The organism is Streptomyces griseus, from assembly GCF_001715295.1.
Classification (GTDB): Bacteria; Actinomycetota; Actinomycetes; order Streptomycetales; family Streptomycetaceae; genus Streptomyces; species Streptomyces griseus_G.
The window spans coordinates 1,518,499-1,534,980 of record NZ_MDKB01000002.1 but is presented as its reverse complement, the minus strand read 5'-3'; the positions used below and the strand labels follow the sequence as shown (position 1 = coordinate 1,534,980).

Here is a 16,482-nt window from a genome sequence, read left to right as displayed (position 1 = left end):
AGGCGGGAGTACCGGCTGCCCGGGGCCGTCGCGCGGGAAGCCCTGGCCGGGGCTCCGACCGGGCCGGACAGTAGAGTGCGGCAGCGTCACACCCACGAACTCCGAGGTACCGGCCGTGTCTCCCGCACCCTCCGAACCACCGGCGCAACCGCCCGCAGCTGCCGGATCACCGGCGCCGCCCGCACCGGCCGTGGCCGTCGTGGGCATCGGTGCCGACGGATGGGCGGGCTTGCCGGACGCGGCGCGCTCCGCGGTCCTGGAAGCCGACGTGGTCGTCGGCGGTGAGCGCCACCTGGGTCTGCTCCCGTCCGGGTGCGCGGGGCGGCGCGTGCCCTGGCCGTCACCGCTGCGGCCCGCCCTGCGCGGTCTGCTCGACGCCCACACGGGCCGCCGGATCGTGGTGCTGGCCAGCGGCGACCCCATGTTCTACGGCATCGGCCGGGCCCTGACCGAGGAGCTGGGCGCCGGGGCGCTCCGTGTGCTGCCGCACCCCTCCTCGGTGTCGTACGCCTGCGCCCGGCTCGGCTGGCCGGTCGAGGACACCGAGACCGTCACCCTGGTCGGCCGCCCCACGGCACGGCTGGCCGCCGCGCTCCACGACGGACGCCGACTGCTGGTCCTGAGCGCGGACGGCGCCACGCCCGCCGCCGTGGCGGCCCTGCTCCGGGACCACGGCTTCGGGCCCAGCCGGATGCGCGTGCTCGAACAGCTGGGCGGCCCGGACGAGGACTGCCTGGACGGCACCGCCGATACGTGGGACCGGCCGCCGGGGGACCCGCTCAACGTCATCGCCCTGGAGTGCCGGAGCACTCCGGACACCGTGCGCCTCGGAGCCGTACCGGGGCTTCCCGACGAGGCGTACGAGAGCGACGGGCAGCTCACCAAACGCCACGTGCGGGCCGCCACCCTCGGTGTGCTCGCGCCCGCGCCCGGCGAGCTCCTGTGGGACGTCGGCGGGGGGTCCGGATCGATCGCCGTCGAGTGGCTGCGTACCCACCCGTCCTGCCGGGCGCTCACCGTCGAACGCGACCCGGTACGCGCCGGGCGCATCGCGCGCAACGCGGACCGGCTCGGCGTCCCCGCCCTGCGCGTCGTCACCGGCCGGGCGCCGGACGCCCTGGCCGGACTGCCCGTTCCCGACGCCGTGTTCATCGGCGGCGGCCTCACCGCGCCCGGACTGCTCGACGCCTGCTGGGACGCGCTGCCCCCGGGCGGCCGGCTCGTCGCCAACACGGTCACGCTGGAGTCCGAGGCGCTGCTCACGGAGTGGTACCGGCGGCTCGGCGGGGAGCTCGTACGGCTGGCGGTGGCCCACGCGGTGCCCGTCGGCGGGTTCACCGGCTGGCGTCAGGCGATGCCCGTCACCCAGTGGTCCGTACGCAAGGCCCCTTCCACCTTCTCAGGAGACAACAGATGACCGTGTACTTCATCGGCGCGGGCCCCGGTGCCGCCGACCTGATCACGGTGCGCGGTGCCCGCCTCCTCGCCGCCAGCCCCGTCTGCCTCTACGCGGGCAGCCTGGTGCCGCGGGAACTCCTGGACGCGTGCCCGCCGGACGCCCGGCTCGTGGACACGGCCCAGCTCGACATCGACCGGATCACCGCCGAACTGGTGCGCGCGCACGGGGAAGGCCACGACGTCGCACGGCTGCACTCCGGCGACCCCTCGGTCTTCAGCGCCGTCAACGAACAGATGAGGCGGCTCGACGAGGCGGGCGTGCCGTACGAAGTGGTGCCCGGGGTACCCGCGTTCGCCGCTGCCGCCGCCGCCCTGAAGCGGGAGCTGACGGTCCCCACGGTCGGCCAGACGGTCATCCTCACCCGGATCGCGCAGCGGGCGACGGCGATGCCGGAGGGCGAGGACCTCGCCACCCTCGGCCGCAGCGGCGCGCTGATCGTGCTGCACCTGGCGGCGCGGTACGTGGACCGGGTGGTCGACGAACTGCTTCCGCACTACGGGGCCGACTGCCCGGCCGCGGTCGTGGCCATGGCCTCGCGCCCGGACGAGATCGTCCTGCGCGGGACGCTCGACTCCCTCGCGGACCAGGTGAAGGAGGCGGGGGTGATCCGGACGGCCGTGATCATGGTGGGCCGGACCCTGGGCGCGGACCAGTTCCGGGACAGCCATCTGTACTCCCCGCACCGGGACCGCCACTCCTGCTGACCCGGGTGGCCGGAGCCGGGGACGGCCGCTGGGGTCCGCGGAGGCGAGCGAGCCTCCGGGGCGCGGCACGCGTCACCGCACCGCGCTCCGCCCCACCACCGTCCCCGCCCGGTCGATGCAGATCACGTCCACCGTCACGGGTGCGCCCCGCAGCACCGACAGCGCCTCGTCGCGTGCGGCCACCGCCACCAGGTCGCCCAGGGGCACCCCGGCCGCCATGCACAGCTGCAGGGCCGCCAGACCGGTGTTGGCCACCTCGATCTCCGCGGCCAGCTGCTCGCTCGCTCCGCCCTGCCGCGCCAGCCTCGCCAGGAACGGCTTGTCGACCTGGGAACGGCCCGAGTGCAGATCCAGGTGGCCCGCAGCGAGTTTGGACAGCTTGGCGAACCCGCCGCAGATCGTCAGCCGGTCCACGGGATGCCGGCGTACGTACTTCAGCACGGCCCCGGCGAAGTCCCCCATGTCCAGCAGGGCGATCTCCGGGAGTCCGTACTCGGCGACCACCGTCTTCTCCGAGGTCGAGCCCGTACACCCCGCCACGTGCCGGTGGCCGGCCGCCAGCGCCACGTCCACCCCGCGGCGGATCGAGTCGATCCAGGCCGAGCAGGAGTACGGCACGACGATGCCCGTGGTGCCCAGGATCGAGAGCCCGCCCAGGATGCCCAGGCGAATGTTCCACGTGAAACGTGCGATCTCCTCGCCGTCGTCCACCGCGACCGTGATCTCGACATCGCCGGTGCCCCCGTGCCCGGCCGCCACCCGCGCGATGTGGTCCCGCATCATCTGGCGGGGGACCGGGTTGATCGCGGGCTCCCCGACCTCCAGAGGCAGCCCGGGGAGGGTCACGGTCCCCACGCCCGGGCCTGCCCGGAACACCACTCCGGAGCCGGGCGGCAGCAGCCGTACGGTGGCGCGCACCAGCGCGCCGTGCGTCACGTCCGGGTCGTCGCCCGCGTCCTTGACCACGCCCGCGGTGGCCCGGCCGTCGGCCAGTTCCTCGACGGCGAGCGCGAAGGCCGGGGTCTGGCCCCGGGGCAGCGTCACGGTCACCGGGTCGGGGAACTCCCCGGTGAGCAGGGCGGTGTACGCGGCGGTGGCCGCCGCCGTGGCGCAGGCACCGGTCGTCCAGCCCGGCCGCAGACCGGTGTGCTTGAGTTGGGCGGTGCGCCCGCCCAGCGCCTCACCGCTCATGGATGGACCGATCCCATGCCCTTGCACCTGCTCGTCCTCGGTGGCACGACGGAGGCCCGGCGGCTCGCGGAGTCGCTGACCGCCGAGAAGGGGATCAGGGTCACCAGTTCGCTCGCCGGGCGGGTCACCCGGCCCCGGCTCCCCCCGGGCGAGGTACGCGTCGGGGGCTTCGGGGGAGCCGGCGGCATGGCCGAGTGGCTCCGTGCGCACCGAGTGGATGCGGTCATCGACGCCACCCATCCTTTCGCCGGGACGATCAGTTTCAACGCGGCAGCGGCAGCCGCCACCGTTCATGTTCCCCTGCTGGCTCTCCGCCGGCCCGGCTGGGTGCCCTCGGACGGTGACCGGTGGCATACCACCGGCTCCCTGGCCGGCGCGGCCGAGCTGTTGCCCGGCCTGGGCCGTCGGGTCTTCCTCACGACGGGACGCATGGGGCTGGCGGCGTTCGCCGGGCTGGATGCGCTGTGGTTCCTCGTGCGGTCGGTGGACGCCCCCGAAGCCCCGTGTCCGGCGCGCATGGAAGTCCTGCTGGACCGGGGCCCGTTCACCCTGGAGGGTGAGCGGGCGCTGCTCCGGCGCCACGGCATCGACGTCCTGGTCACGAAGGACAGCGGCGGTGCCGCGACCGCCCCCAAGCTCACGGCCGCCCGGGAGGCGGGCATTCCGGTGGTCGTGGTGCGCCGGCCGCCCGTTCCCGAGGGCGTACCGGTGGCCGGGACCCCCGAGGACGCCCTCGCCTGGCTGCGGGAGGTCACGGGAGCCTGCGTGTAGGCGTCCCGCACCTGCCTGGCCTGGCCGGGCCTGCGCGTACGGAGTCCGGAGGCGCGGGCCGGGGCGGGCGGCGACGGTCGCGGTCCGTGGCCGCGGGGCCGGGGCAGGCGGCGGGCCGGCGGCCGGCACCCACCGGATCCGGTGCCGTCCCCGCACCGCCCACCCCGGCGCGTCCGTACCTCTGTACCCCGCCCCCGTCCTCCCCGGCGCCCGGTCAGGTCTCCGGATAGCGGCGCGGCGTCCACACGATCTGCCGGCCGTCGCCCCGGTGCACCCAGCGGGTCTGCGAGGAGCCCACGATCAGGATCGTCCGCATGTCCACCTCCATCGGGTCCAGGTCGGCCAGCCGGACCGTGCGCACGCTCTCCGCCGGTCCGCCGACATCGCGGCCGAGCACCACGGGCGTGTCCGGGGAGCGGTGTTCCAGCAGCAGGTCGCGTGCCTTGCCGACCTGCCAGGTCCGGCTGCGGGAACCCGGGTTGTACAGGGCCATCACCAGGTCGGCCGTGGCCGCCGCGCGCAGCCGCTCGGCGATCACCTCCCACGGCTTGAGCCGGTCCGAGAGCGAGAGGGTGGCGTAGTCGTGGCCCAGCGGGGCGCCCGCGCGGGCGGCGGCGGCGTTCGCGGCGGTCACCCCGGGCAACACCCGTACGGCGATGTCCGTGTACGCCTCCTGCGCGGCCACTTCGAGCACGGCCGTCGCCATCGCGAAGACACCGGGGTCGCCCCCGGACACCACGGCCACGCGGCGGCCGCGGCGCGCCAGGTCCAGTGCGAACTCGGCGCGCTCCGACTCCACCTTGTTGTCGGAGCCGTGGCGCCGCTGCCCGGGACGGACCGGCACCCGGTCCAGGTACGTGGTGTAGCCGACCACGTCGTCGGCGGCCGCCAGCGCACCCCGCGTCTCGGGCGTCAGCCACAGCGGCCCGGCCGGCCCGGTGCCGACCACGACGACCTCGCCCGAACCGGGGGCCCGCCCGGGCCGCGGGGCGTCGATCCGGCTGGGCAGCACGGCGACCGCGAAGTACGGCACGGAGTCCGCGTCGGTGTCCGCGAGGTCTCCGGTGCGCTCGCCCGCCATGGTGGCGCGCTCGACGTACCGCGCCTCGGGCAGCCGCCCGGACGCCTCGAACGCACGGCGTACGGCGGGGAACGTACGGCCCAGCTTCATCACGACCGCCGAGTCCGTGGCCGCCAGACGTGCCGTCAGTTCCTCCTCCGGCAGGGTGCCGGGCAGGATCGTCAGCACCTCCTCCGCCTCGACGAGCGGGGTGCCGAGCCGGGCCGCGGCGGCGCTGACCGAGGTGACGCCGGGGATGACCTCGGTCTCGTACCGGTCGGCGAGCCGCTTGTGCATGTGCTGGTACGAGCCGTAGAAGAGCGGGTCGCCCTCGGCGAGGACGGCGACGGTGCGGCCGGCGTCGAGGTGTGCCGCGAGGCGGCCGGCTGCCTCGGCGTAGAACTCGTCCAGCGCGCCCCGGTAGCCGCCCGGGTGGTCCGTGGTCTCCGTCGTGACGGGGTAGACCAGCGCCTCCTCGATGTGGTCGGCGCGGATGTGCTGCGCCGCGATGGATCGGGCGATCGAGCGGCCGTGCCGGGCGGAGTGGTACGCGACGACGTCGGCCTCACCGATGACCTGCACGGCCCGCACCGTCATCAGGGACGGGTCGCCCGGACCGAGCCCGACCCCGTACAGCCGGCCGCTGCCCGTGCTGCCCGCCGTGCCTGCGCTGCTCGTGCTGTCCGCCGTGCCTGCGCTGCCTGCGCTGCCCGCCGTGCCTGCGCCGCCCGGGATGGTCCCTGCCGCGCCGGAGTGCTGTTGTTCGGGCACGCTCATTCCTCCTCGCTGGCGATCGCGTTGAGGGCGGCGGCCGCGATGGCGCTGCCACCCCGCCTGCCCCGCACGACGAGGTGCTCCAGACCCGACGGGTGGGCGGCCAGGGCCTCCTTCGACTCGGCGGCGCCGATGAAGCCCACGGGCACGCCGATGACGGCGGCGGGGCGCGGCGCGCCCTCCTCGATCATCTCCAGCAGCCGGAACAGCGCGGTGGGCGCGTTGCCGACGGCGACGACCGCCCCTTCCATCCGGTCCCGCCACAGCTCCAGGGCGGCGGCGCTGCGGGTGGTCCCGAGCTCCGCGGCCAGCCCGGGAACGGCGGGGTCGGACAGCGTGCAGATCACCTCGTTGTCCGCCGGCAGCCGCTTGCGGGTGACCCCGCTGGCGACCATGGCGACGTCGCAGAGGATCGGCGCGCCGGAGCGCAGTGCCGCGCGGGCGCCGGCCACGGCGTTCGGGGAGAAGGCGAGGTCGCGTACGAGGTCGACCATGCCGCAGGCGTGGATCATGCGGACGGCGACCTGGCTCACGTCGGCGGGCAGCCCTGCCAGATCCGCCTCCGCGCGGATGGTGGCGAAGGACTGGCGGTAGATCGCCGGTCCGTCCTTCTCGTACTGGTGCACAGTGCTGTCGCTTTCCTCATCGAACAGGGGGATACGTGGTGGTCAGGTGCGAGCGCCGCGTGCGGCCGCCACGGCGGCGGCGAGCACGGCCGGGTCGTCCCCGACCGTCGCGGCCTCGGTGGTCCGGTCTCCCCGGACATGGGAGATCCGGTGTCCCCCGGGGGTGGCGACCACGTCGATCCACTCCCCGTGCGGATGGCCGCAGCGGCGTTCGCACCCGGACCAGTACACAGGGAGCCGGCCGGCGGGGCCGACGGCGGCCCCCGCCTCGGCCCGTACGTCGGCCAGGGACTTCGCACAGCCGGGCCGCCCGATGCAGGCCCCGACTCCGGTCCACGGGGAGCCGGGCCCGGTGATCAGGCCGGCCCCGGAGAGGTCGTCGAGCAGGCGGTCCACCCGGTCGGAAGGCACCCCGGTGACGACGGCGCCCCGCCACGGGGTGAGCCGCAGTCCGCCCGAGCCCGACAGGAGGCGCCACTGTGCCCGGTCCAGCCGTCCGAGCGGTACGCCGACGGACAGGGCGGCCGCACCGCCGCTGCCGGCGACGGGTCCTGGAGCCGGGGGCAGGGCCTCGGGCGGGCGGGGCAGGACCGCTTCGGAGACGTCGATGCCGGCCTGCCCGAGCCGGCGTCCGGTGTCACCGGGCAGCCGGGCCGCCGCACGGTCCGGCAGGTCCTTGATCCGCCAGGCGCCCGTCTCCCGGGCCGCGTCCAGGAAGGTCTCGGCGGCGAGGAGCGCGGCGCGGGGGGCCTCGGGGGCGGGTACGCGCAGGACCGCGTCGGTGGCCCCGACGCGCAGCAGCGCGCTGCCGTCCTCCCGGGCCAGGAGGGTGAGGTCGGCACCGAGGGCGTCCACGTCGCCGCGGCCGTCGTCGAGGGCGAAGAGGAAGCGTCCGGAGAGCGCCGCGGCCCGGTCGCTTCCGCAGAGGAGGTGGTCCAGCCGGGTCAGCCACGGCCCGATGTCGGCGGCCCCCAGGGAGTCGAGCCCGGAGAGCGGGGAGGCGACCACGTTGCGTATCCGCTCGTGGCGTTCGGAGGGAAGCAGCCCGGCGGTGGCGAGCAGTCCGGCCAACTCCGCGCCGCAGTCCGGCGAGAGCCCGCGCAGCTGCACGTTGCCCCGGGACGTGAGGTGCAGCTCACCGTCACCCAGCCGCTCGGCGGCGTCCAGCAGGGCGGCCGACCGACGTGGTGTCAGCACGCCGCCGGGTATGCGGATCCGGGCCAGTGCGCCGTCGTCCGCCCGGTGCAGACGCAGCGCGCCCGGGCATGCGTCACCGCTGCCCCGGGCGCATGCGGCGCCCGGTGACCGGGGCGGAAGGGGCGAGGCGGACATGGCGGCGAGCATACCGACCGTGACCGGAGCGCACCCCTACGGTCACTGTGACCTACCGGACACCCGCTGCCGTTCCGGTCCGGGGCGGGGCCGTCTGGTCAGGACCCCCCTCCTCCCGCCTACTATGCCTAGCGGCGGTCCGTACGGTCCGCCATCGCCGTACGGCGACCTGGGAGGAAGCCCGGTGAGATTCCGGCGCGGTCCCGCCACTGTGAGCCCGGCCCACCGGCCGTGCGAGTCAGGAACTCCCTTTCCCAGGCGCTCGGTCCGTCCGAGCGCCGATCCGACACTGCCCGGGGCGTGGACACCCCGAGGAGGGCTGACGCCGCATGATCCTGCTCCTGTCGACGTCCGACACGGACCTGCTGAGCGCCCGCGCCTCCGGCGGCCCGGTCGGCTACCGCTACGCCAACCCTTCCCGGCTCTCCCTCGACGACCTCCCCCGCCTGCTGGACGGCACCGACCTCGTGGTCGTACGCCTCCTCGGCGGCGTACGCGCCTGGCAGGACGGGCTGGACCAGGTGCTGGCCACCGGCCGCCCCGTCGTCGTCCTGACCGGTGAGCAGGCCCCCGACGCGCAGCTGATGGCCGCGTCGACCGTGCCCATCGGTATCGCGGCCGAGGCGCACGCCTACCTCGCCCACGGTGGGCCGGCCAACCTGGAGCAGCTGGCCAGGTTCCTCTCCGACACCGTGCTGCTCACCGGCCACGGCTTCGATCCGCCCGCCCCCGCACCCGCCTGGGGGCCGCTGGAGCGGACCGCCCGGGAGGTCACGGGGCCGACCGTCGCGGTGCTCTACTACCGCGCCCACCACATGAGCGGCAACACCGCGTTCGTCGAGGCGCTCTGCAGCGCCGTCGAGGACGCGGGCGCCCGCCCCCTCCCGCTGTACGTCGCCTCCCTCCGCGCCCCCGAGCCGGAGCTCGTCGAGCGGCTCCGGGCCGCCGACGCCATCGTCACCACGGTCCTCGCGGCGGGAGGCACCAAGCCCGCCACGGCGTCCGCGGGCGGCGACGACGAGTCCTGGGACGCGGGCGCCCTCACCGGCCTCGACGTACCGGTCCTCCAGGCGCTCTGCCTGACCAGCCCGCGCGCCGCCTGGCAGGAGAACGACGAGGGCGTCTCCCCCCTGGACGCGGCCACCCAGATCGCCGTCCCCGAGTTCGACGGCCGCCTGATCACCGTCCCGTTCTCCTTCAAGGAGATCGACGAGGACGGCCTGCCCGCGTACGTCGCCGACCCCGAGCGGGCCGCCCGGGTCGCCGGGATCGCCGTACGGCACGCCCGGCTCCGGCACATCCCGGCGGCCGAGAAGCGGATCGCGCTCGTCCTGTCCGCCTACCCGACCAAGCACTCCCGCATCGGCAACGCGGTCGGGCTCGACACTCCCGCGAGCGCCGTGGCCCTGCTGCGCAGACTCCGCGCCGAGGGTTACGACTTCGGCCCCGAGGAAGCGATCCCGGGACTGGTCTCCGGGGACGGCGACGAGCTGATCTACGCGCTCATCGAGGCGGGCGGCCACGACCAGGAGTGGCTCACCGAGGAGCAGCTGGCCCGCAACCCGGTCCGCATCCCCGCCGCCGACTACCGCCGCTGGTTCGCCACCCTGCCCGCGGAACTCCGCGAGGCCGTGGAGGAGCACTGGGGCCCGGCGCCCGGCGAGATGTTCGTCGACCGGTCCCGAAACCCCGAAGGCGACATCGTGCTCGCCGCCCTGCGCCGCGGCAACCTCCTGATCCTCATCCAGCCGCCGCGCGGCTTCGGCGAGAACCCGATCGCGATCTACCACGACCCCGACCTGCCGCCCTCGCACCACTATCTGGCCGCGTACCGCTGGATCGCGGCGTCCGCCGACGACAACGGGTTCGGCGCCGACGCGATGATCCACCTCGGCAAGCACGGCAACCTGGAATGGCTGCCCGGCAAGAACGCGGGCCTCTCCGCCGCCTGCGGCCCCGACGCCGCCCTCGGCGATCTGCCGCTGGTCTACCCGTTCCTGGTGAACGACCCGGGTGAGGGAACCCAGGCCAAGCGCCGCGTGCACGCCACCCTCGTCGACCACCTCGTGCCGCCGATGGCCCGGGCGGACAGCTACGGGGACATCGCCCGCCTCGAACAACTCCTGGACGAGCACGCGCAGATCGCCGCCATGGACCCGGCGAAGCTGCCGGCCGTCCGCGCCCAGATCTGGACCCTCATCCAGGCCGCGAAGCTCGACCACGACCTGGGGCTTGAGGGCCGGCCGGAGGACGAGGGCTTCGACGAGTTCATCATGCATCTCGACGGCTGGCTCTGTGAGATCAAGGACGTCCAGATCCGTGACGGTCTGCACGTCCTGGGCGGTGCCCCGGCGGGCAAGGACCGCGTCAACCTCGTCCTCGCCGTCCTGCGGGCCCGTCAGATCTGGGGCGGGACGGCGTCACTGCCCGGTCTGCGGGAGGCACTCGGCCTGGACGAGTCGGCGGCCACCCGTACCGCGGCCGACGCCGTGGAGGAGAGCGCCCGCGCGCTCGTACAGGCGATGGAGGACGCGGACTGGGACCCGGCCGCGGTCGCCGGGGTGGCGGCCGGGCACCCGGGACCCGTGGCCGACATCCTCGCCTTCGCCGCCCGGGAGGTCGTCCCCCGCCTCGCCGCGACGACCGACGAGCTCGACCACGCCGTCCACGCGCTGAACGGCGGCTTCGTCCCGGCGGGGCCGTCCGGTTCCCCGCTGCGCGGTCTGGTGAACGTCCTGCCGACCGGCCGCAACTTCTACTCCGTCGACCCGAAGGCGGTCCCCTCCCGCCTCGCCTGGGAGACCGGCCAGGCCCTCGCGGACTCGCTCCTCGCGCGCTACCGCGCCGACAACGGCGACTGGCCCACCTCGGTGGGCCTCTCCCTGTGGGGTACGAGCGCGATGCGCACCGCCGGCGACGACATCGCCGAGGCCTTCGCCCTGCTCGGGGTACGCCCGGTCTGGGACGACGCCTCCCGCCGTGTCACGGGCCTCGAACCGATTCCGTACGAGGAGCTCGGCCGCCCCCGCATCGACGTCACCCTGCGCATCTCCGGCTTCTTCCGGGACGCGTTCCCGCACACCATCGGTCTCCTCGACGACGCCGTACGGCTCGCCGCCTCGCTCGACGAGCCGGCCGAGCGGAACTTCGTGCGCGCCCACACCCAGGCCGACCTCGCCGCACACGGCGACGAACGGCGGGCCACCACCCGCATCTTCGGCTCCAGGCCCGGTACGTACGGGGCAGGGCTGCTCCAGCTCATCGACTCCCGCGACTGGCGCACGGACGCCGACCTCGCCGAGGTCTACACCGTCTGGGGCGGTTACGCCTACGGACGTGAGCTCGACGGACGTCCCGCCCGGGACGAGATGGAGAGCGCCTACAAGCGGATCGAGGTCGCGGCGAAGAACACCGACACCCGCGAGCACGACATCGCGGACTCGGACGACTACTTCCAGTACCACGGAGGCATGGTCGCGACCGTGCGCGCGCTCAAGGGCACGGCCCCCCAGGCGTACATCGGCGACTCGACCCGCCCCGAGACGGTCCGCACGCGGACCCTGGTCGAGGAGACGTCGCGCGTCTTCCGCGCCCGGGTCGTCAACCCGAAGTGGATCGAGGCGATGCGCCGCCACGGGTACAAGGGTGCCTTCGAACTCGCCGCGACGGTCGACTACCTGTTCGGGTACGACGCGACGACGGGTGTGGTCGCCGACTGGATGTACGACAAGCTGACCGAGACGTACGTACTGGACCCGGCGAACCGCGAGTTCCTCCAGCAGGCCAATCCGTGGGCGCTGCACGGCATCGCCGAGCGCCTCCTGGAGGCCGAGTCCCGCGGAATGTGGGCCGAGCCGGACCCGGCCGTGCTCGAAGCCCTGCGCCAGGTCTTCCTGGAGACGGAAGGCGACCTGGAGGGCGAGGACTGAGCGGCGGGGGAGGGGGCCGGCCCTCCGGTCGTACCCCGCTCCCGGACGGCCGCCACCGACGGGATCGGGGCGGCGACGGACTCGGGGCGGCGACGGGAACGCGCGGGTGCGGCGGTGCCGGCCCGGCGTCAGCCGTGGTCGCCGATGCCGGCCATGAGCGCGTCGGCCGTACGCAGCAGAACGGCGCGGGCGTCGCTGCCGTCGAGGTAACCCCCGACCATCGCCCCGTCACGTGCCAGCAGCAGTGAGGCCGCGCCTGCGTCCGGGGCCGGGTGGCCGGCCGCGCGCAGCAGCCCGGCGAGGGTGTCGCGGAACCAGGTGCGGTGCTCCGCCACCAGCAGCCGGACCGGGTGGTCCGGGTCCGGGTATTCGGCCGCCGCGTTGATGAACGGGCAGCCCCGGAATCCGGGGCCGCAGACCTCGTCGGCCAGCCACTCCATGACGGAGGCCACCTGTCCGCGCGGGTCGTCGGCCGCGGTGACCGCACGCCCGATGTCGGCCCGGATGGCGTCGTCGCGCAGCCGCAGGTAGGCGAGGACGAGGTCTTCCTTCGAGGGGAAGTGGCGGTAGAACGTCGCCTTGGTGACCCCGGCCGCCGCGATCAGCCGGTCCACCCCCACGGCGTGGATCCCGTCCGCGTAGAAGACGTCGGCCGCGGCGGCGACGAGCCGGTCGCGAGCCGCTGAGCGCGGGGGTGCTGCGGGCGGTGTCGGCTTCGCGGGCATGGACGTCACGTTAACAGACCGATCTGTCTCTTTCGGGCCTTGACAAAGATCCCGGGCAGCCGCACTCTGTGAAAGACAGAACGTTCTGTCTACCTCTGAGCCGGCCCGCGTTCCCACCGGTCCCGTTCCCCGGGTCCGCCCGGCCCGGCTCCCTGATTCCGTCCCCCGTACCCGTTCCGCAGCGCTACCGACCGAAAGAGGCCCGTCCCATGAGCGACTTCACCACCACCGACGGCACACGCATCCACTACAAGGACTGGGGCAGCGGCCGGCCCGTCGTCTTCAGTCACGGCTGGCCCCTCAACTCCGATGCCTGGGACGGCCAGTTGCGGCTCGTCGCGGAGAACGGCTTCCGGGCCGTCGCCCACGACCGGCGCGGCCACGGCCGCTCCGACCAGCCCTGGCAGGGCAACGACATGGACACCTACGCCGACGACCTGGCGCAGCTGATCGACCACCTCGGGCTCGACGACGTGATCCTCGTCGGCCACTCCACGGGTGGCGGCGAAGTCGCCCGCTACATCGGACGGCACGGGACCGCACGTGTCGCGAAGGCCGTCCTGCTCGGGGCCGTACCTCCGCAGATGCTCAGGACCGACAGCAACCCGGAGGGGCTGCCCATCGAGGTGTTCGACGGCATCCGCGAGGGCGTACGGAGCGACCGCTCCGCGTTCTACCAGGCGCTGAGCGAGAGCTTCTACGGCGCCGACCGGCCCGGATCCACCGTCTCGCAGGGGGCGCGCGACGCGTTCTGGCTCATGAGCATGCAGGCGGGGCTCAAGGCGGCGTACGACTGTGTCGCCCAGTTCTCGGAGACCGATTTCACCCAGGACCTCGAGCGGTTCGGGGACGTCCCCACGCTGATCGCCCACGGTGACGACGACCAGATCGTGCCGATCGCCGACTCCGCGCACAAGGCGGCCCGGATCGTCCCGAAGGCGACGCTGAAGGTGTACCCGAACGCCCCGCACGGTCTGACCGGCGCGTTCGAGGAGGCGTTCAACGCCGATCTGCTCGACTTCATCAAGCAGTAGTCCTCCAGGGGCCGTTCGGGCCTGTGCGGTGGGGGGAGGGCCGGCGCGTCGCCGCCTCCCCGCACCGGGTTCCCGCTCGGCGGGCCGGTGCCCGCCGTGTCCCTCGTGGAGCGCGCGGTCCGTCCGATCGGCGCGGGAGCGCCCCCCGGGGCGCAGCGGCCCGGCTTGCGCACGAGGCGGGCCCGGAAGCCGGCCGTCGCGGTCCGGGTGCGGTGCACACGCACCCGGACAGCCCTCCCCCTCGGTCTGTCCCGCGGGGCCCGCACGCTTCGGCGGGGGCCGAACGATTCCGCGCCTAGCGTGAGCCGCATGACCAGCACCTATGACGACGTATCCCGGAGCGCGGACGCCCGGGGAGCCCTCGCCGGTCCCGGCCCCGTACCCGGTCCGGTCACGCTCCGGGCCGGGTCCCACCCGGGGCGCGACACCCGGGCCGCACACGATCCGGCGGCGGACGCGGCGGAGGCGGACACCGCCGGGGCCGACGACGGCGGTGACGCTCCGGTGACCGACGACCGCGACCCCGCAGAGGTCGTCACGGCCATGGTCGGCCACGTACTCGCCGTGGCCGCCACCTGGACCGAGTGGAACGGGGACCCCGTCCACACCGACGGCCGCGTCTACACCCCGCACAAGGCGATCCGCAGAGTCACCGACCACCTGATCGACCATCTCGCCGAGTTGGAGGCGCGTCTCGCGGGGGAGGAGACGCAGCCCGACCACTGGCACGCGTCGGCGGTCACCACCCCCGCCGACCTCGCCCCCTTCACCCGGGACGACCTGGACGAGGCGCGCAGCCGGCTCACCAGGCTGGCCAGGATCTGGGCCCATCGCCTCGGCTCCCTGACCGTCGATCAGCTCGACCGATCGCCCGGCACCGGATGGACCTTCCGCGCCCTCGCCTTCCACGTGGCGGAGTCCGCCTACTACGCCGACGCCCTCGGCGAGCTCCCGCCTCCCGCACCCGGACTCCGCGGACAGAACGACTAGGCCGTGTTGCGAAAGTGGCGTCGTCTGCCCGGCGGGCAGACGGGACTTTCGCAACACGGCCTGGGTGTATGCACCCGCAGGGTCGTTCACCCTTCTCAGCCGCGACATGCGCGACCGGACGCCCTGACGTGACACGTTCGACCGGCAGAGGCCTCCCCAAGGCCCTCAGCCGGGCATGACGGGGGACACGAAGACCTGCGTGTGGTGTGTTCCTGGACAGCTCCACCACATCGGAGGTCCTCGCCCTGTTCAAGACCCACGACTGTCGACGACGCGCGTGATCGCTACAACCGGCCCGGTCGCCTCGTGCGCCGGTCCGGACCCTCGCCGGGAGCGTCGGCAGAGGCGCGGTGCGGAACGCCGGAAGGTGTCCCGTGTGGCATTGCCCACAGCGAAAACACAGGTACTGAAGGCAACTGCACCCTTTCGTCTTTTCTGTCTGTGCCGGGGGTGTGGTATCGGGGGGGTCGGGTGAAGAAACCGTGCGGACCGGCCGTCGCTCCGGCCATACGATCACTTCAGGTCGCACATGCGTGTCCCACTCCGCTGCGGCCTCTTTCTTCTTTTTCCGGACCCCGAAGGGCTCTTGTGAAGATTCGCCGGATTCTCGCCACAGCTGTTGCCGCCGCCGTGACCACTCCCGCCCTCATGCTCTCGGTCACCCCCGCGTTCGCCGAGGACAAGCCGGCCGCGCAGACGCAGAACAAGCCCTCCATCGCGGAGCTGGAGAAGGCCGCCGCCGCGGCCCAGACGGCGTACGACGCCGCCGTGGCGGCCCAGAGCGCCGCCGAGGCGGCTGTGGACGCAGCCGCCTCCGAGACCGCGCCCCTCTACCTGGCCGCCAAGGCCGCCAAGGGGAAGGCAGAGGAGGCCGCCACCGCGAAGACCGCCGCCGACGAGGCGGTCCTCGCAGCCAAGGCCGCGCTCGAGGACCTCCCGGACACGGCCACCGAGGAGGAGAAGACCGCAGCGCAGACGAAGGTCACCGAAGCGGAGGCCGCCGCCAGGACGGCCGACGAGGCGAAGACCGCCGCCGACGCCGAGGCCGCGGCAGCGCAGAAGGCGCTCGACGACGACCGGATCGCCGCGATCCGCACCCTGGACGCGGCGCAGAAGGCGGTCGTGCAGACGCGCGCCGACAAGACCGCCGCCGACGCCGCGCTGGCCAAGGCCAGGGAAGAGGAGGCCGAGGGCGGCAAGGGCGAAGGTGAGGAGGGCGAGGACTGCGTCCCCGAGGCGAAGCTCACCACGGTCGTCACGGGTCTCCCGTCCACCGTCGTCGCCGGCACGAAGGTCAACTTCACGATGCGGGTGACCAACGGGACCGACAGGACCATGGACGAGGTGCTCCCGTTCGCCTACGTCCACGCCACGGACAAGAGCGGGCTCAAGGACCTCGACAAGCTGGTCCGCCTGCAGTGGTCCAACGGCTCTTCCCCGACGTGGAAGACCGTCGACAACGAGAACTACATGGACGCCATCAGCCCGCTGAAGGCCGGCGCCCACGCAGACATCAAGATGCGGCTCGCGATCGACGCCTCCGCACCCGCGGGCAACGGCATCACGTTCGTCGCCGGTGACTACTTCAACGACAACGGCACCTGCGGCGGGACCCCGGACCTCGAGGGATACGAGTTCCTGATCGCCGCCGCGGGCAGCAACCCCGGCAAGGTCCCGGACGCCAAGCCCGGCACGACCAAGCCGAACACCTCGGACGTCAAGCCGCAGAGCGGTGCCTCGGCCCGCCCGGTGAGCGGCAGCCTCGCCGCGACGGGCTCGTCCTCCGCGACGTCGCAGCTCGCCCTCGCGAGCGGCGCCGCCCTGGCGATCGGCGCGGGCGCGATGTTCGTCGCACGCCGCCGCAAGGCCGGTTCCCAGGCCTGACGT

At 74.0% G+C, this 16,482-nt stretch carries 12 protein-coding genes and 1 riboswitch; of the genes, 7 read left to right on the top strand and 5 right to left on the bottom strand.

The window, feature by feature from the left end:
* Positions 1 to 190 precede the first annotated feature (190 nt).
* Both BA175_RS13480 and cobM read left to right on the top strand, forming a co-directional pair.
* Positions 191 to 1,417: a bifunctional cobalt-precorrin-7 (C(5))-methyltransferase/cobalt-precorrin-6B (C(15))-methyltransferase gene (locus BA175_RS13480; protein ID WP_069171515.1), complete on the top strand. Its 1,227-nt coding sequence runs from the start codon at positions 191 to 193 to the stop codon at positions 1,415 to 1,417.
* Entirely contained in the window at positions 1,414 to 2,163 is a 750-nt protein-coding gene (gene cobM / locus BA175_RS13475) for a precorrin-4 C(11)-methyltransferase (RefSeq protein ID WP_069171514.1), read from the top strand. Before BA175_RS13480 ends, cobM begins: the two co-directional genes overlap by 4 nt.
* A 72-nt stretch (positions 2,164 to 2,235) precedes the next feature.
* Here cobM and BA175_RS13470 read toward each other — a convergent pair whose 3' ends face one another.
* Positions 2,236 to 3,354 carry a cobalt-precorrin-5B (C(1))-methyltransferase gene (locus BA175_RS13470; protein WP_069171513.1) on the bottom strand — a complete coding sequence of 373 codons (1,119 nt, stop codon included), beginning with the start codon at positions 3,352 to 3,354 and terminating at the stop codon, positions 2,236 to 2,238.
* Positions 3,355 to 3,369: 15 nt separating this feature from the next.
* Here BA175_RS13470 and BA175_RS13465 point away from each other — a divergent pair, with 15 nt between their 5' ends.
* Entirely contained in the window at positions 3,370 to 4,125 is a 756-nt protein-coding gene (locus BA175_RS13465; protein ID WP_069171512.1) for a cobalt-precorrin-6A reductase, read from the top strand.
* A 214-nt stretch (positions 4,126 to 4,339) separates the two neighbouring features.
* Here BA175_RS13465 and BA175_RS13460 read toward each other — a convergent pair whose 3' ends face one another.
* The 3 genes from BA175_RS13460 to cobG are packed head-to-tail and all read right to left on the bottom strand — an operon-like array spanning position 4,340 to position 7,929.
* Positions 4,340 to 5,962, bottom strand: coding sequence for a precorrin-2 C(20)-methyltransferase (locus BA175_RS13460; protein WP_254667861.1), 1,623 nt, complete (start codon positions 5,960 to 5,962; stop codon positions 4,340 to 4,342).
* Positions 5,959 to 6,585, bottom strand: a complete 627-nt coding sequence (locus tag BA175_RS13455; protein WP_069171511.1) for a precorrin-8X methylmutase — start codon at positions 6,583 to 6,585, stop codon at positions 5,959 to 5,961. Before BA175_RS13455 ends, BA175_RS13460 begins: the two co-directional genes overlap by 4 nt.
* Positions 6,586 to 6,627: 42 nt before the next feature.
* A complete protein-coding gene (cobG, locus tag BA175_RS13450; RefSeq protein ID WP_069171510.1) occupies positions 6,628 to 7,929 on the bottom strand; it encodes a precorrin-3B synthase in 1,302 nt (433 codons plus the stop codon).
* Positions 7,930 to 8,035: 106 nt separating this feature from the next.
* Positions 8,036 to 8,184, top strand: a riboswitch (cobalamin riboswitch).
* A gap of 62 nt (positions 8,185 to 8,246) precedes the next feature.
* Between cobG and cobN the strand changes: the two genes are divergently transcribed.
* Complete coding sequence (gene cobN, locus BA175_RS13445; RefSeq protein ID WP_069171509.1) at positions 8,247 to 11,846, top strand: cobaltochelatase subunit CobN; 3,600 nt, start codon at positions 8,247 to 8,249, stop codon at positions 11,844 to 11,846.
* 128 nt (positions 11,847 to 11,974) lie between these two features.
* On the opposite strand, the gene BA175_RS13440 is transcribed toward cobN, so the two are convergent.
* Positions 11,975 to 12,571, bottom strand: a complete 597-nt coding sequence (locus tag BA175_RS13440) for a TetR/AcrR family transcriptional regulator (RefSeq protein ID WP_069171508.1) — start codon at positions 12,569 to 12,571, stop codon at positions 11,975 to 11,977.
* Between the two features lie 209 nt (positions 12,572 to 12,780).
* Here BA175_RS13440 and BA175_RS13435 point away from each other — a divergent pair, with 209 nt between their 5' ends.
* From BA175_RS13435 to BA175_RS13425, 3 genes are all read left to right on the top strand, one after another.
* On the top strand, positions 12,781 to 13,605 hold the full coding sequence (locus BA175_RS13435; RefSeq protein WP_069171507.1) for an alpha/beta fold hydrolase: 825 nt from the start codon (positions 12,781 to 12,783) through the stop codon (positions 13,603 to 13,605).
* A 309-nt stretch (positions 13,606 to 13,914) separates the two neighbouring features.
* Positions 13,915 to 14,595 carry a hypothetical protein gene (locus tag BA175_RS13430; RefSeq protein ID WP_368073314.1) on the top strand — a complete coding sequence of 227 codons (681 nt, stop codon included), beginning with the start codon at positions 13,915 to 13,917 and terminating at the stop codon, positions 14,593 to 14,595.
* Between the two features lie 588 nt (positions 14,596 to 15,183).
* A complete protein-coding gene (locus BA175_RS13425) occupies positions 15,184 to 16,479 on the top strand; it encodes an LAETG motif-containing sortase-dependent surface protein (protein WP_069171506.1) in 1,296 nt (431 codons plus the stop codon).
* Positions 16,480 to 16,482 lie beyond the last annotated feature (3 nt).